General features: G+C 64.8%; 18 protein-coding genes. 7 read left to right on the top strand and 11 right to left on the bottom strand.

From position 1 onward, the window contains the following. Positions 1-257 precede the first annotated feature (257 nt). Positions 258-6,881 carry an Ig-like domain-containing protein gene (locus tag QE360_RS16320; RefSeq protein WP_309704209.1) on the bottom strand — a complete coding sequence of 2,208 codons (6,624 nt, stop codon included), beginning with the start codon at positions 6,879-6,881 and terminating at the stop codon, positions 258-260. Between the two features lie 971 nt (positions 6,882-7,852). Next, positions 7,853-8,089: a transposase gene (locus tag QE360_RS16315; protein ID WP_309703254.1), complete on the bottom strand. Its 237-nt coding sequence runs from the start codon at positions 8,087-8,089 to the stop codon at positions 7,853-7,855. A gap of 107 nt (positions 8,090-8,196) precedes the next feature. On the opposite strand from QE360_RS16315, the gene QE360_RS16310 reads away from it, so the two are divergent. Beyond that, a protein-coding gene (locus tag QE360_RS16310; protein WP_309703252.1) for an IS3 family transposase occupies positions 8,197-9,368 on the top strand; the annotation gives its coding sequence in 2 pieces (ribosomal slippage) (positions 8,197-8,461 and positions 8,461-9,368; 1,173 coding nt in all). A gap of 31 nt (positions 9,369-9,399) precedes the next feature. Here QE360_RS16310 and QE360_RS16305 read toward each other — a convergent pair. From QE360_RS16305 to QE360_RS16295, 3 genes are read right to left on the bottom strand one after another with little or no spacing between them, the layout of a single operon-like run. Continuing rightward, positions 9,400-9,759 carry a hypothetical protein gene (locus tag QE360_RS16305; protein WP_309703250.1) on the bottom strand — a complete coding sequence of 120 codons (360 nt, stop codon included), beginning with the start codon at positions 9,757-9,759 and terminating at the stop codon, positions 9,400-9,402. Between the two features lies 1 nt (position 9,760). After that, complete coding sequence (locus tag QE360_RS16300; RefSeq protein ID WP_309703248.1) at positions 9,761-10,696, bottom strand: hypothetical protein; 936 nt, start codon at positions 10,694-10,696, stop codon at positions 9,761-9,763. After that, a complete protein-coding gene (locus tag QE360_RS16295; RefSeq protein WP_309703246.1) occupies positions 10,693-11,319 on the bottom strand; it encodes a hypothetical protein in 627 nt (208 codons plus the stop codon). The genes QE360_RS16300 and QE360_RS16295 overlap by 4 nt, the downstream gene beginning before the upstream one ends. Before the next feature lie 69 nt (positions 11,320-11,388). On the opposite strand from QE360_RS16295, the gene QE360_RS16290 reads away from it, so the two are divergent. Next, positions 11,389-12,536 (top strand): IS3 family transposase gene (locus QE360_RS16290; protein WP_279333320.1). Its coding sequence is split into 2 segments (ribosomal slippage): positions 11,389-11,650 and positions 11,650-12,536, totalling 1,149 coding nucleotides; the frame shifts between segments, so codons are not numbered across the junction. Between the two features lie 223 nt (positions 12,537-12,759). On the opposite strand, the gene QE360_RS16285 is transcribed toward QE360_RS16290, so the two are convergent. Continuing rightward, positions 12,760-13,968, bottom strand: coding sequence for a hypothetical protein (locus tag QE360_RS16285; RefSeq protein WP_309703242.1), 1,209 nt, complete (start codon positions 13,966-13,968; stop codon positions 12,760-12,762). Positions 13,969-14,461: 493 nt separating this feature from the next. Between QE360_RS16285 and QE360_RS16280 the strand changes: the two genes are divergently transcribed. The 4 genes from QE360_RS16280 to QE360_RS16265 are packed head-to-tail and all read left to right on the top strand — an operon-like array spanning position 14,462 to position 19,639. Continuing rightward, a complete protein-coding gene (locus QE360_RS16280; RefSeq protein WP_309703240.1) occupies positions 14,462-14,872 on the top strand; it encodes a GntR family transcriptional regulator in 411 nt (136 codons plus the stop codon). Positions 14,873-14,875: 3 nt separating this feature from the next. After that, positions 14,876-15,787 (top strand): ABC transporter ATP-binding protein, encoded by a 912-nt coding sequence (locus tag QE360_RS16275; protein ID WP_309703238.1) that lies wholly within the window; start codon positions 14,876-14,878, stop codon positions 15,785-15,787. Between the two features lie 16 nt (positions 15,788-15,803). Further along, positions 15,804-17,585: a hypothetical protein gene (locus QE360_RS16270; RefSeq protein ID WP_309703236.1), complete on the top strand. Its 1,782-nt coding sequence runs from the start codon at positions 15,804-15,806 to the stop codon at positions 17,583-17,585. A gap of 14 nt (positions 17,586-17,599) precedes the next feature. After that, entirely contained in the window at positions 17,600-19,639 is a 2,040-nt protein-coding gene (locus QE360_RS16265) for an alpha/beta fold hydrolase (RefSeq protein WP_309703234.1), read from the top strand. Between the two features lie 229 nt (positions 19,640-19,868). Here QE360_RS16265 and QE360_RS16260 read toward each other — a convergent pair whose 3' ends face one another. The 5 genes from QE360_RS16260 to QE360_RS16240 all read right to left on the bottom strand — a co-directional run bounded on the left by QE360_RS16260 (position 19,869) and on the right by QE360_RS16240 (position 23,551). Beyond that, positions 19,869-20,408 (bottom strand): hypothetical protein, encoded by a 540-nt coding sequence (locus QE360_RS16260; RefSeq protein WP_309703232.1) that lies wholly within the window; start codon positions 20,406-20,408, stop codon positions 19,869-19,871. A gap of 52 nt (positions 20,409-20,460) precedes the next feature. Continuing rightward, on the bottom strand, positions 20,461-21,324 hold the full coding sequence (locus QE360_RS16255; protein WP_309703230.1) for a hypothetical protein: 864 nt from the start codon (positions 21,322-21,324) through the stop codon (positions 20,461-20,463). Between the two features lie 49 nt (positions 21,325-21,373). Continuing rightward, the gene (locus tag QE360_RS16250) at positions 21,374-22,027 is read right to left on the bottom strand and encodes a hypothetical protein (RefSeq protein WP_309703228.1); all 654 of its coding nucleotides are present in this window, start codon (positions 22,025-22,027) and stop codon (positions 21,374-21,376) included. Between the two features lie 42 nt (positions 22,028-22,069). Continuing rightward, complete coding sequence (locus QE360_RS16245; protein WP_309703226.1) at positions 22,070-22,750, bottom strand: hypothetical protein; 681 nt, start codon at positions 22,748-22,750, stop codon at positions 22,070-22,072. A 597-nt stretch (positions 22,751-23,347) separates the two neighbouring features. Continuing rightward, positions 23,348-23,551, bottom strand: a complete 204-nt coding sequence (locus QE360_RS16240) for a hypothetical protein (protein WP_309703224.1) — start codon at positions 23,549-23,551, stop codon at positions 23,348-23,350. 35 nt (positions 23,552-23,586) lie between these two features. Here QE360_RS16240 and QE360_RS16235 point away from each other — a divergent pair, with 35 nt between their 5' ends. Further along, the gene (locus QE360_RS16235; RefSeq protein ID WP_309703223.1) at positions 23,587-25,656 is read left to right on the top strand and encodes a S8 family serine peptidase; all 2,070 of its coding nucleotides are present in this window, start codon (positions 23,587-23,589) and stop codon (positions 25,654-25,656) included. The last annotated feature ends 7 nt before the right edge of the window (positions 25,657-25,663 follow it).

The following is a 25,663-nucleotide window of genomic DNA, read 5'->3' as shown; positions in this document are numbered from 1 at the left end:
AAGGCGCACCAGCTGATCAACCAGATTCTGGATTTAGAAGGTTGGGCGAGACGGCGGGGACATTCCCATTGGGATCGAGTAAGGAGAATCGGTCGATCTTCTCAAAAGACATATTCGGAAGGCAATAAGAAAGCGGCTTTCCGATTTTGCCCAACAGTATGGGCGGATCGGTGCCGAGACTATCGACAGAATTTACCAAGTGCCATGACGGAAAAGGCGGGCCGATGTTCGACGTACAACTGACCGCCCCTTTCGTATCAGAACTGCTTCCGGACCTGCACCCCGGTGGTTGCGGCGCGTTCGCCGTTGGCGACCCGGACGCCGAGGTCGATCCCGAGGTCCCAGCCCGATGGCAGGGTCAGGCCGATGCCCGGTGCGAACAGAAGTTGTTCGCGCGACCATCCCGATGCGATCAGGCTGTAGTAGGACGGCCCGGTCACATCGGCATAGTCCAGCCCCTGGCGGGTACCATCGGTGAACTCATGCAGCCATTCGGTCCGCAGCCGCCCGGTCAGCACCCCGAACGGTAGCTGGCGCTGCCACCCCAGACGGACGCCGAGCGCACCGGTCACGGATTCCAGGGTGCGATCGTCGAAGCGCAGATTGTAGATCCCCGCGCCTTCTTCGACGTAGCGGCCAAGACGTCCGTTCAGATACTCTGCACGGCCATAGAGCGACCAGCGCAGTTCGCCGGTGGTACGATCGATCCCCGACGACAAGGCGCCGGTGGTGAACGTCCCAGTCCGGTCGGCGGTGGCCAGCGCTCCGGCTCCCGCATCGAGGCGACGCAGCGAATAGTCCAGCCAACCGCGTGCGAGCATGCCGTCGACGAACAGTCCCTGGACCGGGGCCACGCTGCCATAGACGGCCAGCACCTGGCTGTCGCTGTTCACCTGACCGGCCCCGCCCGCGATCGTGCTGCGGTCGTGACCAAGTCCCCCGCCGACACCAAGGGTCACACCCTTGGCGACGTGCAGGTCGACACCGGCACTGACGCCCGAGGTCGTGGCACTTACCTTCGAACGGCCGGTGATCGCATCGCGCGTACCGATGTCGATGGTACCACCCGCCCAGACGCCGACCTTGCCGCCGCACCCGGTCGGCGCTTCGACCGGTGCTTCGTCCCGTGCCGCCGCTTCGGTGGTACGCGAAGTCCGTCGATTGCCATCCGGTGCGCTACCTTCGATCGGCTGCCCCGGCATGTGCCGTTGATACGCCAGGTCGGTCGAACCCAGGCGCAGGTTGTTCGTCGACCGGGCGCAATCGGCCCCGTGCAGCGTCTCGGCATGGTTCATGAAGTTACCGACCTGCGTCCGAGAGAAGCGACGTGCCGCTTCTGCCTGTGCATCGCTCATCGCCCGGACGTTTGCGTCCTGAGCCGGGTTCGGACGCGCGGTGACGGTTACCGTCACGATGGCGGGTGTCGAGGTACCAAAGGCGTTGGCAAGGGTATAGCCGACCGTGATCGTCCCGCTGAAACGCGCCTTCGGCGTCATCTGCAGACGGAAGGTCCGGGCATCGGCAGTTCCCCCGGCAACGATCGTGGCGGTCGCCTGATCGGCAGGCGATACGCTGGTGACCGTTGCGGCAGTGAACGGTCCGCCGCTGGCCGCAGCGGTCAGGTCAATCGAGACGGGCTGACCATCGATCGCCGATGCGGTGATCGCCTGTGCCGCGGGTGCCGTGCCGACCACCTGGATGGTGGCGGTAGCCGGTGTCGACGTGCCACCTGGTCCAACCGCGACATATTGGAAGGTGTCGGTGCCGTGATAGCCCGCTTCCGGGGTATAGACCGCGATGACCTGACTCGGGACCGACACCGACGACATCGCCAGCGCTGCGGCCATCAGCGGTGAGCCACCAAAGCCGCGCATGGCGAGCGTCCGCGAGATCGTGACCGTGCCATGGGCGGGCTGGGTAACGATGCGGATGTCGTCGAACTGACCGGTGACCAGGCTCGACAGGTTCAGGCTGACGCTCTGCCCCGCCTCGGTCTTGGTGTTGGCCGCGACCGAGGTCGTCACCGGATTCGCCGCAACCGGCGGGGGCGGCGCGCTGACAGCGAGCGTGTAGCTGGCCGTACCGGCGGCACCATTGGCGTCAGTGACGGAAACCGTGGTGCTGTAGGTGCCGGCGGTGGTCGGCGTACCCGACAGGGTGCCGTCGCTTGCCAGCGTGACACCGGCGGGCAACCCCGTGGCGGTGTAGCTGTACGGCGCGGTGCCACCGGTGCTGGTCAGCGTGGTGGTGTAGGCGGTGCCGACGGTAGCCGCAGGCAGCGGACCCGACGCCGGCGCGACGACCAGCGTCGGTGCGGTCACCGTGATGGTGACGGTTGCGGGCGTGCTGGTGCCGGAGGCATTGGTCGCGGTGTAGGTGAAGCTGTCGCTGCCCGAATAGCCGGCGGTCGGGGTGTAGCTGATGCCGGTGCCCGAGGCGGTGGCGGTGCCGTGTGCCGGTGCGGTGGCGACGGCGACCGACGTCGCCGCGCCGCCCGACAGGGCGAGCGTAACGGCATTGGCGGTACTGTTGGCGGCAACAGTCGTGCTGACCGCACCGGCCACTGGTGCCTGGACGCTGACGGCGAGGCTGTAGGTCGCGGTGCCGGTGGCTCCATGCGCATCGGTGGTGGTGACGGTGACGGTGTAGTTGCCCGCAGTGGTCGGCGTACCCGACAGGGTGCCGTCCGCGGCCAGCGTGAGGCCGGCGGGCAGACCCGTGGCGGTGTAGCCATAAGGCGCGGTGCCGCCAGAACTGGTGAGCGTGCTGCTATAGGCGCTGCCGACCGTAGCCGCAGGCAGCGGCCCCGAGGCCGGTGCAACGACCAGCGTCGGGGCGGTCACCGTGATGGTGACGGTCGCAGGACTGCTGGTGCCCGAGGCATTGGTCGCGGTGTAGGTGAAGCTGTCACTGCCCGAGAAGCCGGTTGCCGGCGTGTAGCTGATGCCGGTGCCTGAGGCCGTGGCCGTGCCGTGGCTGGCCTGGGTCACGACTGCGACCGAGGTCGCGGCCCCGCCCGACAGGGCGAGCGTCACCGCCTTGGCGGTGCTGTTGGCGGCGACGGTGGCGCTGGCAGCGCCTGCGACCGGTGCCTGGGCTGCAACGGTGATGGTGTAGCTGCGCGCGGTGGTGAAGCTCTGCGCGTCGGTCGCGGTGACGGTGAGGTTGAACGTGCCCGCTGCGGTCGGCGTGCCGGCGAGCGTACCGGTGCTCGACAGGATCAGCCCGCCCGGCAGTGCGCCGGCGGTGACGGCATAGCTGTAGGGCGCGGTGCCGCCCGAGGTGGCGAGCGCCTGGCTGTAGGCGGTGCCGGCTGTCGCACCCGCCAGCGTTGCCGGCGAGATCGCCAGCGTCGGCGCGGTCACCGTGACGGTGACGGTCGCAGGGCTGCTGGTGCCCGAAGCGTTGGTGGCGGTGTAGGTGAAGCTGTCGCTGCCGGAGAACCCAGCGGTCGGGGTGTAGCTTATGGCGGTGCCTGAGGCCGTGGCCATTCCGTGGCTGGCCTGGGTCACGACTGCGACCGAGGTCGCGGCCCCGCCCGACAGGGCGAGCGTCACCGCCTTGGCGGTGCTGTTGGCGGCGACGGTGGCGCTGGCAGCGCCTGCGACCGGTGCCTGGGCTGCAACGGTGATGGTGTAGCTGCGCGCGGTGGTGAAGCTCTGCGCGTCGGTCGCGGTGACGGTGAGGTTGAACGTGCCCGCTGCGGTCGGCGTGCCGGCGAGCGTACCGGTGCTCGACAGGATCAGCCCGCCCGGCAGTGCGCCGGCGGTGACGGCATAGCTGTAGGGCGCGGTGCCGCCCGAGGTGGCGAGCGCCTGGCTGTAGGCGGCGCCGACGGTCGTGCCTGGCAGCGTTGCCGGCGTCAGGGCTAGCGTCGGTGCGATGACCGTGACGGTGACGGTCGCGGGCGCGCTGGTGCCGGACGCATTGGTGGCGGTGTAGGTAAAGCTGTCGCTGCCCGAGTATCCGGCGGTCGGCGTATAGCTGATGCCGGTACCCGAGGCGGTGGCGGTGCCATGGCTGGCCTGCGTATCGACAGCCACCGATGTCGCGGTCCCGCCCGACAGGGCGAGCGTCACCGTGTTGGCGGTGCTGTTGGCGGCGACGGTCTTGCTGACCGCACCTGCCACCGGTGCCTGGATGCTGACGGCGAGCGTGTAGGTCGCAGTGCCGGTGGCGCCGTTGGCGTCGGTGGTGGTGACGGTGACCGTGTAGTTGCCGGCGGTTGTCGGCGTACCCGAGATCGTGCCGTCCGCAGCCAGCGTGACGCCGGCGGGCAGACCCGTGGCGGTGAAGCCGTACGGCGCGGTGCCGCCCGAGGTGGCGAGCGCTTGGCTATAAGCGGTGCCGACGGTGGCTGCAGGCAGCGGACCCGAGGCTGGTGCTACGACCAGCGTCGGCGCGGTGACCGTGACGGTGACGGTTGCGGCCGCGCTGGTGCCGGAGGCGTTGGTCGCGGTGTAGTTGAAGCTGTCACTGCCCGAGTATCCGGCGTTCGGGGTGTAGCTGATGCCGGTGCCCGAGGCGGTGGCGGTGCCGTGTGCCGGTGCGGTGGCGACGGCGACCGACGTCGCCGCGCCGCCCGACAGGGCGAGCGTAACGGCGTTGGCGGTGCTGTTGGCGGCAACGGTTTTGCTGACCGCGCTGGCGACAGGTGCCTGGACGGCAACAGCGAGCCTGTAGGTCGCGGCACCGGTGGCGCCGTTGGCATCGGTGGTGGTGACGGTGACGGTGTAGTTGCCCGCAGTGGTCGGCGTACCCGACAGGGTGCCGTCCGCGGCCAGCGTGAGGCCGGCGGGCAGACCCGTGGCGGTGTAGCCATAAGGCGCGGTGCCGCCAGAACTGGTGAGCGTGCTGCTATAGGCGCTGCCGACCGTAGCCGCAGGCAGCGGCCCCGAGGCCGGTGCAACGACCAGCGTCGGGGCGGTCACCGTGATGGTGACGGTCGCAGGACTGCTGGTGCCCGAGGCATTGGTCGCGGTGTAGGTGAAGCTGTCGCTGCCCGAATAGCCGGCGGTCGGGGTGTAGCTGATGCCGGTACCCGATGCGGCAGCGGTGCCGTGGCTCGGTGCGCTGGCGACGGCGACCGAGGTCGCAGCCCCACCCGACAAAGCGACCGTCACCGCATTGGCGGTGCTGTTGGCGGCGACGGTCGTGCTGAGCGCACCCGCCATTGGTGCCTGGCCGGCAACGGTAATGGTATAGGCGCGCGTGACGGTGAAGTTCTGGGCGTCCGTCGCGGTGATCGTAAAATTGAACGCCCCCGATGTGGCGGGCGTGCCCGACAGCGTGCCGGTGCTCGACAGGGTGAGGCCGTTCGGTAACGCGCCAGCGGTCACCGCATAGTTGTACGGCGCGGTGCCGCCCGAAGTGCTGAGCGCTTGGCTGTACGCAGTCCCCGCAGTCCCGCTCAGCAGCGTTGCCGGCGCCAGCGTTAGCGTCGGTGCACTCACCGTCACGGTGACGGTCGCGGCCGCGCTGGTGCCCGAGGCGTTGGTCACAGTGTAGGTAAAGCTGTCGCTGCCCGAATAGCCGGCGTTCGGCGTGTAGCTGATACCGGTACCCGAGGCGGTGGCAGTGCCATGCGCTGGCGCGGTGGCGACGGCGACCGAGGTCGCAGCCCCGCCCGACGAGACGAGCGTCACCGCATTGGCAGTGCTGTTGGCAGCGACGGTCGTGCTGACCGCGCCGGCCACCGGTGCTTGGACGGCGACGGTGAGGGTAAAGGCACGAATAGCCGTGAAGTTCTGCGCGTCGGTCGCAGTGACGGTAACGTTGAACGTGCCCGCAGCAGTTGGCGTGCCGGACAGTGTGCCGGTGCTCGACAGGGTGAGCCCGGCCGGCAACGCCCCTGCAGTGAGGGCATAATTGTACGGTGCGGTCCCGCCCGAGGTGCTGAGCGCCTGGCTGTACGCAGTCCCCGCAGTCGCACCCGGCAATGTTGCCGGTGCCAATGCCAGCGTCGGCGGGGTTACAGAAATGGTGACAGTCGCAGGCGCGCTAGTGCCCGAGGAATTGGTCGCAGTGTAGGTGAAGCTGTCGCTACCCGAGTATCCGGCGCTCGGCGTGTAGGTGATGCTGGTGCCATTGGCCGTTGCTGTGCCATGAGTTGGCAAACTTGAGACGGCCACCGAAGAAGCCGAGCCGGAAATCGAAAGGGCTACGGCGTTGCTCGAACTGTTGGCCACCACTGTTGCGGCAACATTGTTGGCAATCGGTGCAGCTTCGGCTCTCGTCACGGTGACGGAATAAGATTTAGTAGTTAGGCCATCGGCCGCCCTGACGATGATCGTCAGCGAGTTCGAACCGACTGCGAGGTTTATTGGCCCTGAGGTATTGCCCGACGCAACTGAGGAGCCATTGACATTAATGGTGCTTCCGCTGTCCGTGGCGGTGGGCATAACCGTCAGCGATGTCGTCGCGTTGCCGACGAGGGAACTGTAATTGGTTGTGCCGCTGGAAAAGACTGGTGATAGACTGCCCGTGGAAAGCGACAGCCCCGAAAGAGTCGCGTCCGTGGAAGCGGCCGAACGACTAGTGCAGGTGAACACTAGGTTGCTGATCTGACCACGAGAGGTGCTCGCTCTTATGCTAGCCCCATAAGCCTCGAGACTGCCAGCCGGAACAGTAATTGTAACGTTGTTCGTGGTATTGCTGGTAGAATTCGTGGCGTTGTATGCTTGGGTATTTGAAAGGTCGTAACGCGCTATGGCTACGCTGTCCGTATTCCTAGGGTCCAGCCCCTTGCCAGCGCCGCTATCTGTGAACCGTAGCGTCAAGGAGTCACCAGTCGCAAACTCTGACGCGCTGTATCTATTGCTGCCGTAGGAAAGAGACGAAGAACCGGAGAGCGCGTTGATAGCGCTGCAGCCATTCGACATTGCTAGAGCCGGATTGATGTTCACAAACATCAATAATGAAAGCAAGGCGGTAGGGAGCAATGACCGTTTGATTGCGCCACAAGCTCTGGCAGGATGTTTTCTGCCCAATAGGGGTGAGGATGGCAAGTCGGTTGTGCCGACAGCCATCGCTCCTGTGATCAGCCTCAGAGTGCGCCAATCCCTTTTTTGGCTCATATGGAACGTCAGATCGATCAACATGGCTGTGATTTTCATCAAATTTTCTCGATGCATTCGCCACGGCATTCAATATTCGCCTTGTAGTACGGCGACTTACGAATTCGTCGCCGAGGGTAATCACGTATGTCTAAATATCTAGGAGCAAGCCCAGTGGCTGCATAATTCCAGCCATATGTAGAGCGAAGATTATTGGGAAACGGTAAATATTCGTTTAAATGCGAATTAGTGTGGATGCATCACCGTTTTGATCTTGGTACTGTTATGTCGCTTTCATCGAATTCAGCCATGTGTGGCCCGGTGGCGGCTTTGAGCCCTGTTCGAAGGCGGGGGGGGGGCGGGAGCATCTCGAACTGCGGTGCGAGCGCTCGGCGAGGAGGTCGATTGCATCTTCGTCCATGAAGTCGGCGACCTTGCCCCCCTCAACACGCAGATACTAAGTGGCGAGGCGACATCACGATGGCCACCGCGACCGATGCCCTCATCGTCAAGCGGAATGGTGCGACAGCAGAGTTCTTCCCTTTGCGTACGGCGTAGGGCCTCGCGCAGCCTGCGACGCGCCCCATCGATTGACGGCAAGTGACGGCAGCCGACCAAGGTGCTTTCTCGATCGCGATCCAGACCGTGCGAAAACTCGCGGTCATGAAGCCGCCCGTCGTCCTTTTGGTCAGAGTGGCAGATACTACTGATATGTTCGGGTTTCCCGCTGCATCGGGGTCAGAACGGCGTTGTGGGAAAGATATCAGACGCTGCACTGGCCCATATAGCAGCGAGGTTCAGGCTTGTACCGCCCGGATCAGCCCCTGTACGCCGACGAGGTTGATCGCCCGCCTGAGGTTGTAGGTGAGCGCCGTCAGGCTGAACTCGGCGCGCACCTTTTCCAGCCCGCGCATCAGGAACGCGCCCTGGTTCATCCACTGCTTGATGGAGCCGAAGGGGTGTTCGACCGTCTCGCGCCGGATGTTCAGGATCTCAGGCCGCACGGCGAGGCGTGTCGCCATGCGGTTGAGCACCGCCTCGCCTTCCCACCGCGTGATGCGGCGGAAGCCACCGCGGGTGAGCTGCCCCCTTCTGAGTGGTCCATTGGCTATGACAGTCTGGACCAAGGAAGGGACAACGAATGCCTTCGAAGAAGCACAAGCCCGAGGAGATCATCGGCAAGCTGCGTGAGGTTGAGATCGTGCTGGGCCAAGGCGGCACGACCGCCGAGGCGTGCCGGCGGATCGCGGTCAGCGAGCAGACCTATTATCGCTGGCGCAAGGAATATGGTGGCCTGAAGACGGACCAGGCGCGTCGGATGAAGGATCTGGAAAAGGAGAACGCCCGGCTGCGGCGTGCGATTTCGGATCTGACGCTGGACAAGCTCATCCTGCAGGAGGCGGCAAAGGGAAACTTCTGAGCCCCGCACGGCGCCGGGGCTGCATCGACCAGGTCCGGGGGGTACTGGATGTGTCCGAGCGGCGCGTGTGCCGCGTGCTTGGCCAGCACCGGTCAACGCAGCGCAAAGTGCCGTGCGGGGCAGATGATGAGCAGGCGCTCACCGACGACGTCGTCGCGCTGGCAAAGCAGTACGGGCGCTACGGTTACCGTCGGGTAACCGCGCTGCTGCATGCGGCGGGCTGGTCGGTGAACCACAAGCGGGTCGAGCGGATCTGGCGGCGCGAGGGGCTGAAGGTGCCGCAGCGCCAACCGAAACGCGGCCGGCTCTGGCTCAATGACGGCTCCTGCATCCGGCTTCGAGCAGAGTATCCGGGGCACGTCTGGGCCTATGATTTCGTCGAGGAGCGTACCCACGATGGGCGCAAGTTCCGCATCCTGACCATCATCGACGAGGCCAGCCGCGAGTGCCTGGCACTGATCGTGTCACGCCAGCTCCGCCACGAAGACGTGCTGGCCGCGTTGGCCGACCTGTTCATTGAACGCGGTCCGCCAGCGCACATCAGGTCGGACAATGGCAGCGAATTCATAGCCACCGCCGTCCAGACCTGGCTCGGCCAGATCGGCGTGAAGACGCTCTACATCGCCCCGGGCTCGCCATGGGAGAACGGCTATAACGAGAGCTTCAACGGGTCGCTTCGCGACGAGCTGCTCAATGGCGAGATCTTCTACAGCCTCGCGGAGGCCAGGGTGCTGATCGAGGCATGGCGCCGTCACTACAACACCGTCCGGCCGCACAGCAGCCTGGGCTACCGCCCGCCGGCCCCGGAAGCGGTGACACCGCCATTACCGGCCTCCGGTTCCGCTTCGCTCCACCTACGCCCGGCAATGGCGGCGGAGACGACAATGCACTAACTAACAAGCCGGACCACTCGGTGGGGGCTGTTCACTGCTGGAGCAATATGAGGATGGGCAAACACCGGGCCATCCGTTCAAGGATGCGCTCAAGGCGGCGTTCGAAAAATTTCTGGGCAGCTACCTTTCCGACGAGATTCGAAACTGCCGGTCGGAGCAGGACTTCGACAGCCTGATCGACCATCTCGAATATTTTGGCCGAACGTTCGCGTTCGACGTCGACAATCAGATCGCGTCGGCCAATGAGGCGCGTGACGAATATGTCGATTACGAAGAGCGGCGCGCTGATCAGCATATGGACGAGTATAAGGAATATATGCGCGAGGAACGCGCCAACGAGGACGGCATCCGCGAAATGTTCGGCTCTCTCCGCCAGGAGGGCTAAAGCCAAGCTATTCTTCCATCCGATAGCGGATAAGGACTTTAGGAATTTCAGCGATAACTTGCTTTTTGCGCTGGTCACCGCCCAGATTCTGCCACATGCGCTCGCGCTTGCGGGCGCATGTGAGCGACAAGTCCATCAGGTGCGCCACCGCCAACGCTGACTTGCCCATGTCGAAAAGTTGGTAGCACGTCTCGACGCCGCGCGGGGTCAGCCGGCCCCGATCATAGCGATTGTCCGGCCAACCCGGATCGAACAGGCCGGTGAGTGGCGATCCAGCCACGCTTAGCTCGTCATTGAGGGTGGCGATTGCGTCGCGACGCTGGCGGACTAGCTTGCGTATGCGGCGATTGAGCGCCTTGATGTCCGCTGACAGCGCGCGGTCGGTGGCATCGAAGAACAGCGACCGCATCGAGATTTCGCTCACATAATGCTTCGCGATCATGCGATCGGACAGCAGGCGGCGAGCCGCGCGCAACTTATCGAGCGCCTCATAGTCATGGCTTTGGCGATCGGGCATAAGGGTGAGCCAGTCGAGGACGAACGGATCGGTCGAGAGGTCGGCAGTTACCTGATCAAGATGGTGGGCGATGCTGTTCCGCTTCTCGATCAGAGCGACCATGTCGCGTCGCTCGTCGGCGGTGAGAACGCCGTCCTGAACAAGATGGGCGAAGGCCCGCTTGAGCTTCGTTCCCTCCTTTACGACTTCTGCCGGCGTGGCGGCGTCATCATCCGCGATGGCAGCGCGCAAGTACGCCTGCGCCGCCACCCCGTTGATGACATCACGCTTCAACTCTTCGGCATGGTAGATGATCAGTATCATCTGAAGCGCACGATGACGGATGAGGCAGCGTTCAAGCTCTGGGAGCGCGCCGCGCAACGGATCGGTGTAGCGCCGCTTGCGCCCCTCATGAATTTCGGCCGCTAGATCGATGTTCTTCCTCATGGCTTGGGTACTGGCACGGCATAATCGAGGTCGTGCCCGACATCGTCGTTGAGCTGGGCGCGAAGATGTTCGGCCGCTTCGGGTGAAGCGCTGAAGGCATCGACATCGAATTCGAAGCGCTTGAGGTCAGGACCAAGGCCAAGGTCGGCCTTGCCCGCGGCTTCTAGTTCGGCATTGACCGCGTCGAACAGTCGCTGGTAGCGATCCGCGATCTCTTTCAGGCGGGTTTCGAGCAAGGCCGCCAGCCGCGCCGAGAACGCCACTTTGTGCGCCGCGCGCGTGGTGTAGGTGCCGATCCGGGTCTTGCGGCGGTCTCCGTCCAGATAGAGACTGAGCACGACCGCTTCCTTTACCAGCGGGCCATCGAAGAGTGACTCGCCTCGGCCGAAGTGCGCGATAGCCTTGTTGCGCATGTCCATCGCCTCGTCATGTGTTGCGCGCTGATCGGGGTCGAGCTTGGCTTCGCCGAGCAGCTTCGGCCGATCGCCCTGGGTCTCGGTAGCGCGTGCGTAGAGAACGACGGCCTGGGTGAACAGCGCCCCCGTCCGCACGGTTTCCTCGTGCCGGGAGTTTTCGTTCGGCTCGGAGAAGCTGCGATCTTGAATGTCGACGATCTGCCGCAAAGCGTCGTGTGAGCTGCTGCCGGTTTCGTGGACACCGAGATAAGGTGTTTTTGAGACCGGAGGGTGTGCATGCAACGACGGAAGTTCAGTCGTGAGTTCAAGCTGGAGGCGGTGAAGCTGGTTCGGGAGCGCGGGGTGTCGGTATCGCAAGCCGCCCGCGATCTGGACCTGCACGAGAACGTGCTGCGCAAGTGGGTGCGTGAGCAGGCAGCGGACCCGGGATCGGCGTTTCCCGGTCACGGGGTGATGAAGCCCGAGCAGCAGGAGATTGAGCGGCTGCGCCGGGAGTTGGCCCGGATGAAGGCGGAGCGCGACATCCTAAAAAAAGCGGCGGCCTACTTCGCCAGGGACTCGATATGAGGTTCGAGTTCGTAGCGAAGCACCGAGGGATCTGGCCGGTATCGTGGATCTGCGAAGCGCTCGGAGTTTCGCGCAGCGGCTTTCACGCCTGGCTGGTTCGGGCACCCAGTGCGCGCGCCCGCAGCGACGAGGAGTTCGGCGCCTGGATCCGCGCCAGCTTCATCTCCAGCTATCGCACGTACGGTGCACGCCGCGTCTGGCACGACCTTCTGGCCGAAGGCCTCTCATGTGGCCTGCATCGCATCGAACGGCTGATGCGTGTGCAGGGCCTGAGGGCGCGTCCGCGACGTCGTGGCTTGCCCAAAGACGATGGTCTGCGGTCCGTCATCGCCGACAACATCCTCGACCGCCAGTTCACGGCCGAGGCGCCGAACCAGAGGTGGATCGCCGACTTCACCTACATCTGGACCGCCGAAGGATGGCTCTACGTCGCTGTCGTCATCGACCTGTTCTCCAGGCGTGTGGTCGGATGGTCGATGAACGACAGCATGACCGCGCAGCTCGTCACCGACGCACTGATGATGGCGATCTGGCGGCGCGGAAAGCCGGATGCCCTGCTGCACCATTCAGACCAGGGCAGCCAATATACGAGTGAGAAGTTCCAGCGGCTGATGACTGACAATGGTGTGACCTGCTCGATGAGCCGGTCGGGCAACGTCTGGGACAATGCCGCCATGGAGAGCTTCTTCTCATCGCTGAAGACCGAGCGGATCGGGCGCAAAACCTACCGCTCGCGCAATCACGCTAAGGCCGATGTGTTCGATTACATCGAGCGCTTCTACAATCCGACGCGCCGCCACTCGACGCTGGGCTATCTCAGCCCCATGGACTTCGAGCGGCAAGCGCAGGTAGCTTAACCTCGTGTCCGCGAAACCGGCAGCAGCTCAGTGCGCGGTTCGCAAATCCTCGCGGATTGAGCCAGCAGCAGCCGCGCGATCAATCGCCTTGACGAGCGCGGCATGGCGTCCGGTATCGCGCAAATGTCGCGCTAGGCTGGTTAGATCGATACGGCCGACAACGCGCATATGGGTACTCGTGAATTTACCCCTCAAACATGTTCTTGATGTGTGACGTAGGCGATCAAAAGTCCATGTTCTGAAAGTTCTCCCAACGGCGCGACCAAGCCTCGATAAAGGCGTCGACTACCTCCGGCCCCTCGGCGATGGCCTCGGCATATTCGGCAGAGTGCGCAGCGTCAAAATTGGGGTCGACGCCCCAGCGAACGAACTCGTGCGGGCTGGCGAGCGCGCCAGTGCTGAGAAGCGCATCAAGCGCGTCGAATGTCTCGCAGACCCCCGCATGGTCATCGGCACCGACGGGAATTACCGAAAAGCGGATGCTGTCGCCGAAGCGCGTAAAGTTGGTGGGTATCATGCCGATCTTTGGAAGGTGAAAATGGATGGACCCCTTGTCGTTTTCGACGCCTCCATGAGAGAATGGGTTGCGGATGCGCTCCTTGATGCGGCGCATGCGGCGAATGATTATTGCCGCCTCCGTTGAATAGGGCAGCCCAAGAACGTCCTTTAGCTTGTCACCCCAACGCATCTTAAGAAGCTTAAGCACCTCCCCCGGTCCAAATGGGCGCCCAGTGAAAGCGCGCAGCAAAATAAGACGATGCTCGAGACAGCTGAAATAGGCGTCGATCATCGCAGTGGAGTGGAAAAAGGCCTCGCGCTGCACCGTCGCCATGCGGTTCATCCGTTGGGTGATGTCTCGGCTGATGAACCCGGAATGCGTGGCGGCATCTCCTTGTGCACCGACGATGTCGTCGTGCGGCTCGAGTTTAAAGCGGTGCGCGGCATCGGCAAGCTCGCGATGAAACCGATAACGATCTTCAAACTCAGAAAAGTGATTAGCGATGACGACTTCACCGGCTTCGACCTGGGCTTCAGCAAATTCGGATAGATAAGTCTCGACCTCGCCCAGTGCGGCACGCAACTGCCCTTCTACACGCGCCTTCAGGTCTGCCCGATCCTTGGGAAGGAAAATGGTGAAACCGAACTTCTGCCGTTCGAACGCGACCCGTTGACCGTCGATCGTACCGCGCACCGTCCAAAGGACTTTTTCGCCGTGGCCGTACCACCGCCACCCCATGCCTTCGCGTAACGCGAAGAGAACGAGCTCCGGCACGGGAAATAGCGCTCGATCGGGACGGTAGGGGCGCACGGGGGTCTGCTCGGCTTCAGCCGATATTTCAGCGCTGAAGCCCTTGAGTCTAGCCGCAAGCGCTAGACGGAACGCGGCAGACCGGGCGCCTCCCTCACGTGAATTATGTTCCGTCTTGTCCACATGAATTCCCCGATCCGATGAGGAGCAGATTGCCATGATCATGTAAATCCGCAAGATTGATTGACACCATGAAGATCGTCGATCGCGTGCTTAATCAATCGGATTAATTCACCTACATCAAACTGAAATGCAGTGCCGGAAACAGTTGGAATTTCTTTTCTAATACCGCGGCTCTCATACTAGTCTAATTACGTCGCAGGGCGGCACTGCGATCATTTCATGCCAATGACGATTGTCGCTCGATGCTGACGCTCGAATAGGCGCAATGCTGATGGTGTGGTTCTGTCGACTTGTATGTCCGCTTCTGGCAGGATGCGACGTAGATCGGTTCATGTTTGTACGACCGAGTCTGGTCGGCATCCGACGGCCCTGTGGTTACGCCAGATATGCACAAGCTTCCGATCGCGACGTTGCCGCGTATTCCCGGTAGCGTCCGGTGAATTGACAACCGACGAACCATCTGTACTATTTGTAGTAGTACGGAGATTCTCTCATGAGCCGCATTACCCCTCTAGCAGTGTCCATTACTCCCGGCGACGGTCGTCCGCTCGTGCGGCAGATCGTCGATGCGGTGCGGATGCAAATTACCACCGGAGAACTGGCCACCGGCGCGCGACTGCCGAGCGTGCGCGGCCTCGCCGAGCAATTGGGGATCAATCCCAACACCGTGGCCAAGGCCTATGGCCAGCTCACGACCGAGGGCTGGCTGCTGTCCCAGCCAGGACAGGGCCTGTTCGTCGCGCCCCAGCGTCAGCGGCTCGATCCGACCGAGCGACAGCGCCGGTTCGACGATGCGCTGGAGGTGTTCGTCAGCGAGATAATCAGTCTGCAATATCCGCCCAGAGACGCGGTCCAGCGTCTCGACGATGCACTGGCCGCGCTTGATGCGCGCAAGCGGGCCTGAGCGGTGCCCTCGCTTCCCGACGCCATTCAAACACGCGCCCTGACCTGTCGCCATGGGCAGAAGCTGGCGCTCGACACGCTCGACCTGATCCTGCCGGTCGGCGGTGTGCATGCCATTGTCGGTGCGAACGGGGCGGGCAAGTCCACGCTCTTCCGTATCCTGTTGGGTATGATGGCGCCCACCTCTGGCGATGCCTTCGCGCTCGGTCGGGACTGCACGAACCTGACCGCCGGGGATCGTGGTCGGATTGGCTTCGTTAACGAAGAGCATAGCCTACCGCCCTGGATGACGGTGACGGCGGTCATCGCGATGCAGCGCGCCCATTATGTCGCGCGGTGGGACGAACGCCCGTTCGACGCCGTGCTCGCGAGCTTCGACCTGCTGCCCGGGCAACGGATCGCACAACTGTCGCGCGGCGAGCGGGCCGGGCTGAACCTGGCGCTGGCCCTGGGACAGAATCCCGAATTGCTGATCCTCGATGAGCCGACGCTGGGGTTGGACGTGGTCGCCAAGCGCCGCCTGCTCGACGCGCTGATCGACAGCGTCGCTTCGGACGGGCGCACCATCATCTATTGCTCGCACCAGATCGAGGAGGTGGAGCGACTGGCCGACAGCCTCATCATCATGGAGCGCGGACGGTTGCGCAGCCAGTCGGCGCCGGACGCATTCTGCGAACGGATCGATCACTGGATCGCCGACATGCCTTCGGAAGGACCGGCGCTGGCGCACGTGCCGGGACTGCTGCGCCATCGCCGGATTGACACGCTCCATCATTACACCGTGATCGACCAGGGCGAGGCGTTCGCAGGCTTCCTGCACGCGCACGGTGCACGGCACGTCCAGCGACAGGACGTGCCGCTGGATCGCGCCGTCGATGCCTTTCTGACCCGCCATCACGCCGGCCCGCAGGGCTGAGGCGAAAGGACCACCGATGTTCGCTTTGTGGATCGCGGAAATCCGCCGCTTTCGCTGGCTGGCGCTCGCCGCAACCCTCCTGCTGAGCGGCACGTTGCTGTTCGTCGACCGACTGGCCGATGCCTTGTTGCAGCCCCTCTCGACCTATCGTCTGGCGGCGGCGGTCTGCGCCCTGCTGGGATTGGCGCTGGGGCTGTATCAGGCGTCGAGCTATCGTCGGACCAGCCAGTGGATCACGCTGATCCATCGCCCGATCGCCCCCGTTCGCATCCTGGCGGCGCTGGGGCTGGGAGGCGGAGCCACGCTGATGATCGTCACGATCCTTCCCGTGTTGCTCATGCTGAGCGCCCATCAGGCGGGGAGCGGATCGGCCCCCGACAGCCGCCATTGGCTGCTGCCCGCCGCCGCGTGGCTGATCGGCATGATCGGTTATCTGGCGGGGCTGTATCTGGCGCTGGCACCGCGCCGCTATGGCTGGCTGGCGATGGTCCCGGCCTTCCTGCCCGCCGTCAGCGGAGCGGCCGGGTGGCAGGCGCTCGCCGTCCAGGCGGCGGTCACGCTGGTGCTGGCAGCGATGGTCGCGACGGTCTTCAAGCCCGATCTGGATGGTCCACCTCGAACCGGCGTCGCCCTGGCGGTAACGGCCTTGGCCGTGGCGACAGGAGTCTGGGCGGTCGGCACGATTATCGGCGACCTGGCCTTCCAGACCATCTGGATCGCGACCGGCACCGACCCGCTGAACGGCGAGGCGCCGCGCGGCGGTATCGTCGAGGCCAGCCGGGCGGACGGACAGGCGCTGATCGCCGCCGCCCTCATGCCCAGCAAGGCGCCCGAGGCCCGATTGTGGCGCGAGCAGGCGGCACTGTCCGAGGTCTATCGGATCGATCCGTTGACGACGGACTGGCCACAGCATGGAGCCCTGACCAATATCGGCGCGATCCGTTTCACCGACCCAGACCGGCATGTCGAATGGACCTTCCGCCATGACGATATGCGCTTCCACGGCCGGGCGACGGCGACGAAGCGTCGCGGTGGCGTGTTGGGACTGGGGGACGACAATAAGCCGCTCGGCCAGCCGCCGCTCGTCATCGACGACGGCCGGTTGCTGATGGCGTCGGGCATGGCTGCGTTCGACGAGGCAAGTGGCAGGATCGATCCGTTGCTGACCCTGCTACCTACTCATGTGATCGCGTCGCCGCCGGTCCCGATCGGCGATGCGGTGGCGCTGCTGACCAATCGCGACCTCCGCCTCTATGACGCGCGGATGCTGGAGGATGGAGACCGGCTCTATCCGGTGCAGGCGGTGCTGCCGCTGCCCGGCCCGGTCGGCAGCCTGATGCGGATCGACCTGATCGAACTGCTCGACGGCTATCTGGCGGTCTTCACCTTTGGTCGTGACATCAACTCGCCCGATGCGACGTGGCAGGCGATATTGCGTATCGATGACCGGCACCGCGTGACGCGGATCGCGGAGCGACGGCTGACACCGGATTATCCCGCGCTGTCGCGCTTTGCGAGCTGGTGGCTATCGCCTTCGCTGGCGACCGTGCGGGACGCGATCGTGGCGACATCCAGCGATCGCCATCCTCTCACCGTTCGGCGAAACGATCCGCCGCCCGGCATCATCTGGATGCTGGCATTGACCCTGTCGCTGGCATCCGCCGCTGCGACCTGGTGGCGCGCGCAATCATGGCGGATCGCGCGAGGCCGAGCCGCCTTCTGGTCGATCGCGACGCTCCTGATCGGCCTGCCGATGCTGGTCGCACTGGTCCTGATCCGTCCGGCACCGCGCCGCTAAGGGGGAACCTGTCCATGACGAAGCCGTATCGGTGGCTGCGCGGCGTCGCAGCCGCGCTGATCACCTGTGCCTTCACGCCTTGCGCCGCCATGCCGCTCGACAAATATGTCGCCATGGAGCGCAGCCGTCCCGTTCCGCCTGCCATAGCGCGCGATCGGTTTCTGATCGAGCCTGCCATTACCTCGGTCCAGTTGTCGCCGGACGGGCAGCGTGTCGCCTGGCTGCGCCGTCAGGGAAACAATACGGGTCTGTGGCTGACCGCGACGGACCGCATTACACCTCGGCGATGGCTGCGACGGGTCGATGCCGAGCGGCTATACTGGTCGCATGACGGGCGGTGGCTGTTCCTCGTCGCGTCAAAATCGCTTCGTGCGATTCCGATCGACGGTGCATCCGGGGCGGGCGTGATAGCGTCATTCGATCGACCGCAGGACTGGCGCGTCGTCGGTCCAGACCCGTGGCAACCGGCGGCGATGCTGTTGCTGGAGACCCAGCATCGCTTCGGTGTGCGGGAGCCGATCGGCACAAGGCTGCGGCGCGTCACGCCGGGCGGTCGCCGGACATTGGTGGCCTTCGCGCGCCGCCGCATCGTCGATGTCGCGGTTCGTCCCGATGGCCATGTCGCGTTTGCCAAGCTGGTCGATGGCAACCGGCATCTCGTCACGGCGCGTTCGGACGGCGGGCGTTACCGGGTCATCGCCCGCTGCGAGCATCTGCGCCGCTGCGATCTGCTCGGAACCGATACGACGGGCCGTAAGCTCTTCCTGCGCGGCGATCTCGACGGCGACCTGCAAGGCGTCATGGAGATGCGAGGTGATGGCCGGATCGAACGGCTTCAGACGGACCCTGCTCATGTCGCGGACATTGATACGGTGGCGCTCGCCCCAAAAAACGGACGTCCGTTGATCGCCACCTATCGCGGCCCCATCCCCTCGCTCACCGGGCTGACGCCAGAAGCGAACGCAACATTGCAGCAGTTATACCGCGTCCTTCCCGGCAGCGAACATCGGGTGCAGCCGTCCAGCGGGCGCGTGTGGCTGATCGAAGAACGTAACGCGCGAATGCAAAGCGGGCGCTGGCATCTGTTCGATAGCGGCAGCGGCCGATTGCGATCGCTGATCGACGATCCGGGCATGACCCCACGCATCGCGCCCAGCAATCTCGCGCGGGTGATGCCGTTCGCTTTCCGTGCGGGCGACGGCATGACGATCCGCAGCCTGCTCACCCTGCCACCCGGCCGCGATGTGTCCCACGCGCCGCTGATCGTTTTCGTCCATGGCGGCCCCTGGTCCAGCGATACCACCGATTATAGCGCGCAGACCCAGTTACTGGCGAACCGGGGCTATATCGTCTTTCGTCCACAATATCGCGGCTCCACCGGCTCTGGGCGTCGCTATCTGTTCGCGGCGCACGGCGATTTCGGCGATGGTCGCGTCCAGCGCGACATTGAGGATGGCACCCGCTGGCTGTTGGCCAGCCGGATCGGCGATCCCAAGCGCGTCGCGATCGTCGGCGCCTCCTATGGCGGTTACGCGGTGTTGCAGGCGCTGTCGGACGGTTCGCGCCTCTATCGCGCCGGCGTAGCGGCGGTGCCTCCGCCCGATTTCGGACGAACGATCGCACGCATGGTCGCCCGAGATATTGGCGGCGACTATCAGGGCATCGATTTCGCGTCCCGCCTGCGGGCGCTTGACCTGGACCCAGCAAACCCGACGATTATGGGTCGCCTAACGCACGAGGCACCGGTCAGGCGGATCGCCCGACTGTCCGCGCCGCTGACGATCGTCGCCGCCGAGCGGGACGACCGAATAGCGCTACGCGACGTACTCGATTACGCCGCCCGAGCCCGGCTATGGGGCAAGCCCGTCGATATGATCGTCGCCAAGGACCAGCCTCATGCGCCCGACGACATCCTGCCCCGCCGGGCCATGCTGTTCCTGATCGATGATGCGTTGGCCCGCCACCTTGGATTGCATGGTGCAGAGCCGCCCATCCGGCCCGTGCGCAAGTGGATGGCTGCTAATCTTCGGCGTGCCGACAAGGGGGTTCCTTGAGTCCATTTATCCAATGCACGAAGCCATTGCGCAGCAGCGATCTGGATTACGAATGGCTGGTTTTGACACTAGCCGACGTCACTCCTTCGCATCGGAACGACTTAAGCTGGTCGAAAGTGGACTGGCTGACGGTCGATTGTATGCGGGCGTCCAAACGACCGCCAGCGATGTAACAGCACTGTTAGCGTTGATGGTACGCACATCTACGCGCCGACGAGGCTGGCGACGTTTATGCCGCCGCCCTCACCACCTCGATCGGTGTCGCGTCGGCGTAGCTGCCCCCGGCGGGTATGAAAACCGAACCGTGCAATTCGATGCCGCGCATCTGATCGGCAGCTTCCCGCCAGCGCCGGTGCGCGCGCTCGATGCCGCGCTTGATGCGGCTGCGGGACGGCAGCGGCGACGCGGTCAGGATGGAGCGTGGCCCAACCGACCAGCGATGCGTGTCGCTGAGCAGTTCGATGATCCCGTCATCGCTGGCGAGGTACGGCTGCACGTCCGCGTGCCACTCGACAAGGACGTTGCCGCGTGTGGCAAGCGAGATGCCGACCGGCCCGTCGGCGATGGGCAGGTCGAATTGCACGAGGACGAAATCTCGGTTCGTCTGTTCGACGATGGCGGCGATTTCCAGCGCCTCGGCGAAGTTCTTGCGCCCGCCCGAGGCATAGGCGATCGGATTGCCGATGGGCGCATATTGCGGATAACCCATCGCCAGGCGCAGGCCGATGGTCCAGGCCTGCATCGTATCCATTGATTCGATGACGCTCATATCGTTGATCCTTCTTTCTTTTCCGCCCCTTCGAAGAGGCCATCATCACGGCTCAGTTGCAGGCCGAGGCTCCCAAGGTTTCCAGTTTGCGGGCTTCCGCCGCGAAGGATGCGGCGAGCAGGTCGTCGGCGTATCGCTGCCAATCGGCGGCGTAGGGTCGGTGGGCGCAGTGTTCGGCGACGAAGCCGGTCAGCCGACGTGCCGCCTCCAGGACGGAAACGGTGCCGCCGGAGAGGTGACGCCAGCGCATCAGCAGTGCCGTGGTGGTCAGAACGTCCCCTTCCGCGACCGAGCGCACGGCCGACCATTTGCCCTGCTGCATCAATTTCGAGACGAGGTTCGGCCGACAGGTCAGTTTGGCCGGGATGCCCAGCCGGGCGGCGACCTCGGCGAGGTGCGCGGGTGCCGCCCCGCCACAGATCTCGCTGCAGAGGTCGAGATGGCCCGACGCATCGCGCCGCCACGGCGACAGCAGACCGGTGAGGCTCGGCGGCAACCGCAGCCCCGCGTCGATCGCCCCGATCAGGATTTGCGGCAGGTCGGCGTGGAATCCACCCCAGGTCACGAGCTGGACATGGCCCAGTTGCTCCATGTCGGCGAAGAAGGCCTTCAGGACAGCGGATTCGTCCTGCTCCGGCAGGCCGCGCGTTTCCAGCCTGACCGGGCGCAGGCCGTCCTCGGCCTCGGTCATCACCAGCCAACTCAGCGTGGTGATCTGGTGACAGGGCCAGCGCGGCGTCACGCGCGGGTCCGTGTGCAATTCGCGCGAAGGCAGGTTTGCGGCATCGGCGGGCAGGAAGCGTTCGCTTGCCTGGTATCGGCCATGCGCTTCATGATCATAGGCGAGCTCTGCATCGAGGACGACGACGAAGCGGGGCGTGTTGCTCTTCCAGAGCGATGTCAGGTCGTGGTGCATGGTGATTCTCCGGCGGGCGGTCGTGTGCCCGCATTTCGATGGGTAAAGGTCAGCGGGCGGCGGGCTGCTCGCCCCGCCAGCGGTCCAGCGCCCGGAGGGCGGCTTGTGCGGGATGTTCGGCGTCGTCGAAATCGCCGAAGCCTTGAGCCCAGCATCGCCATCCGGCGATCGCCTCGCCGATCAGTTCGACAGCAGTCGTGCTCGGATCCGGCAACAGGAAGGTCGGCATTGACCCCTCGCATTCGTCGACTGGCGTCTGCAGCGGGCACATGCAGGGCATGAGATGCGCGCGTGCCTGACGAAGGTGCCATGTGTGGCCGGGCGGCAGGGCCCGCCATCGCCCCGCGGTGTCGGCTGCAGCTATGATGATCTGCGGATGGCGCGCCGGATCGGCCAGTGCGAGCAGACGGTAGGGCACCGCGCCGAAATTGTCCCAGCTGATCACGGCACCGGACGATGCGACGTGCGGCTCCAGCCAGTCGAGCAGATCAAGGACGGTATCCCCTTCGCCGAGGCAGCGAGCCTCGGTCGAAAAGCGGTAGCTGTCATGACCCGGGGTGACAGTGAGCACGCCGATCCCGCAGAGGATGCGGGCATCCGGTCTGTTACGCGCGGCGGGGCAGGCCCCGATGGTGCGGATGGCGAGTGCGATCGATGAGGGCGCGAAACCGCGCTCCTCGACCGACAGGTCGACGAGAGACATGGGCATTTCCTTGAACATTGGCCGTATGGCGGCCGTGTGGGATCAGTCGGCGGCGGACAGCAGGTCCGCGACATGCGCTTGCGCCGCGGCGTGATCGCTTTCGCCGAGCCAGACGGAGAGATGGTCGCTGAGGACGGCGGCGATGCTGTGTCCGACCGGATTCAGTGCAGAGAAGCGTCGTATGACGAGGCGGAAGGTGGCGATCGCATCGACTTGCACTTGCCCCTCGATCTCAATGATGTCCGACCGCAGCCAGCTGGCGAAGCGGCGCCCCCGATCGACCTGGGCATGGAGAATGTTCATGTTTGTGCAGGCCTGCGCGAAGGTCAGCCGTTTGTCGTCATGGCTGGCGGTCAGGTTCAGGGCATATTGCTGACCGCATCCCGCGAGCGCGCGGATGCAGGGCGACCATTCGGCTCCCGGCAGGTGGTCGAGAAGTGCCGCGTCATCGTCGAGGCAATATCCGGCAATCGTTGCCCCATCGCGGAGCAGCTGTTCGTCGAGCCAGGTCAGGAGCCATTCGGCGGGATCAGAAGGCTGGAGGACACAGCTGTCGAGGGTGAAGTGGATGAGCTGGCCGCGCAGTTCGGCTGTCAGGATGGCGGCACCGATGGGGATCTGGCGGTCGACGCCCAGGCGATGACCGATATCGAGCCGGGCGACGCTCAGGGCCGTGATGATAGGTGAGGGAAGCATAGGCGGATAGCTCCAGGCACGCGCCATAGGCCCCAGGCTGCGTGAAGCGGCTGGAGGGTAGGACACGCGGATGGTGGGGGATGACCGGCAGGACCGATCGACGACGAAAATTCTGACCCAAGGCCGAGCCGGCGGATGCCAACCCTATTTTTCCCTTCATTCAGAACCTTCGCTTCATCCGTTCGTACGGATCAGCGCCAACGGCGCCCCTTTTTCATGCCAGCAGCATGGCTGTGCCTATCCAGTGGCCCGTCGGACTGTCGCAATTTGTTAAGGATTGGCCTATAGCCTGAGGCGGTTCGCGGATTTTGTCCGTGAACCGGGGCGTCGAAACCCCGTAGCGAAGCCGGTCGCAAGACCAACAAACGGTCGCAAAGCTCTTTGTGACCGGGTGGCGGACGCGTATGTCCAGGCCACCCGGCTAAAGGCGCCCGCGCCTGTTCGCTACAGGTTTCGAACATCCGGTCTCCAGAGGGCCGGCACCCCGCCATTTCACGGGGTGCCGCCGGCTGTCCGGCGTGCATCCCCATCGGGGGATGATGATGGTTGCAATACGGGGGATTAGGGCAGCGTCGGTCAGCATGCTGGCGTTGACGATCGCCGCCTGCGGGGGCGGCGGCGCGATCAGCAGTTCGGGCAGCGTAGCGCCGCCACCGCCGACTGGCGGCTCGACGCCGACGCCGAGTCCATCACCGACACCGACGCCCGCGCCGACGCCATCGCCAAGTCCGACACCGTCGCCAACACCGTCGCCGAGCCCAACGCCAACGCCGTCTCCGACGCCTTCACCCACGCCGACACCGGCTCCCACACCAACGCCAACGCCAACGCCAACGCCAACGCCGCCCGTCTATTCGGCGCCGGTGCCGCCACCGCCGGGCTATGTCATCACGCCATCGGACCGCCAGCCGATCCGCTCGGTCAACGACACGCCCGAGTTCCGCCGCAACTACGGTGCGAACGAGTTCATGAATGCGCTCTACGCGCTCGACAGCGGGCACACCGGTCAGGGTGTCACCGTCGCCGTGGTCGACGATGGCGTGATGAACGTGAACGGCGAGCTCGACGGCCGCATCGACCAGACGCTGTCCAAGGACTTCGGCTATATCGTGGCCGCCGACGGCACCCGGACCAAGCGCAACGAGCTGGGCAGCGCAGCGTCGGACCACGGTACGGCGGTCGCCAACATCATCGCCGCCCGCATCAACGGCAACGCGACTGTTGGTTATGCGCCGTCCGCGACGATCGTCGCGCTCCGCGTCGCCGACTGGGACGAGAAGACGCAAGGCGAGATCCTGTCGCACACCGACGAGGCCATCCGCTATGCGGCGGACAAGGGTATCAAGATCGTCAGTTCATCGCTGGTCGGGGGCAGCGCGAGCTGGACTGCGGCAACCGAACGGCTGGCGGCAACCGGCGGGCTGCTGGTCAACTCGACCGGCAATTATGGCGCTGCCGATCCCCACAATAGCCAGTGGATTACCGTCGGCAATCGCAACGCGGTGCTGTTCGTCGGCGCGCTCAGCCCGGCGCTGAACGCCTACGAAATCGAGGCCTATTCCAATCGGGCGGGGTCGATGAAGGATCGCACCGTCGTCGCGGTCGGCTCCAATGTGACGACGCTGGTCGATGGCACGGTCGGCGTCTTCTCCGGCACCAGTTCGGCGGCACCGGTGGTCGCAGCCCTCGCCGCCGACATCCTGTCCAAGTGGCCGCAACTGAGCGGCCAGCAGGCGGGCGACGTCATCCTGAAGACCGCCAAGGACATCGGTGCGCCGGGACCGGACGAGGTATTCGGCATGGGGCTGGTGGACTTCAAGGCGGCGCTGTCGCCGGTCAATCCGACGCTGTCGAACGGATCGACCCAGACAAGCATCGCCAAGTCGGCGATGATGGTGCCGACAGCGGTCGGTACCGCTGCGATCCAGACGGCGCTGTCGCATGTGACGGTGCTCGACGCCTATGGCCGCGACTTTGCGGGTTCGGTCGCCGCGCTCGTCGTCCAGCCGCAGGTGATGGCCGACCGTCGCATCGAGCGACGGGTCCAGCAGATGGGGCGACAGGCGAGCCTGTCACTCGGCGGCTTTAGCGGGACGTTGGGCTTTACCAGTACCCGCTTCGGCCCTGGCCAGGATCAGGTCCGAGCCGCAGCGACGGCAGGCACCTTCGGTTACACTGACGGGACGACCGGGGTGCACGCGGCGTGGAACGGCGCCGACATGCTTCAAGCCGATGTCATGGGTCTGGCCCCCTTCGCCGATGGCGTACTCGCCTATGTCCCGCAGGCTGCGACCAGCCTCGGCGTCGACCGGGCGGTCGGTGGCGGGCGGTTCGGCCTGACTATGGCGGCGGGGCGAGCCAGCGGGAGTGTCGCGCAGGCGATGACGCTGGGCTGGAGCCAGGGTGGCCTCGATCTGCGCGCCTCATACATCGACGAGGACGGCACGCTGATGGGGATGCCGACCGGCAGCGGCGCTCTGCGGCTGGGACGCGGTGCCCGCACCGTCATGGTCGAAGTTCACCACCGCATCGGCGTGACCGACGGCTGGGCGCTGGAGGGCTATGGCTCACTGGGCATCACCCGGCTCAAGATCGACGCCGCCTCGCTGGTGACGGGCGCCACCCCGATCCTCGGCAGCCGGATCGGCGTGCAGGCAACCGGTGCGGTGCCCGGCGGCCTGCTGACGCTCGGGATCGCGCAGCCGCTCGCCATCGAGGCGGGCGCGGCGAAGCTAACCCTGGGCACCGGCTACGACCTTGCCAGCCGTTCGATCCTGTACGGCGTCACCCGCGCCAGCCTTGTGGGAGCCCGCCGTGTCCAACTGACCGCGGGTTACGTCACCCACACCGCGATGCCGCTCCGCCTCGGCGTCATGCACGACGTCACCGACGGCTCCGTCGCCACGCTCGTCGGCTGGCACACCGGCTTCTGATCTGACC

The sequence above is a fragment of the Sphingomonas sp. SORGH_AS_0789 genome (assembly GCF_031453055.1).
Lineage (GTDB): Bacteria > Pseudomonadota > Alphaproteobacteria > Sphingomonadales > Sphingomonadaceae > Sphingomonas.
This window is presented reverse-complemented; position numbering and strand designations above follow the sequence as displayed.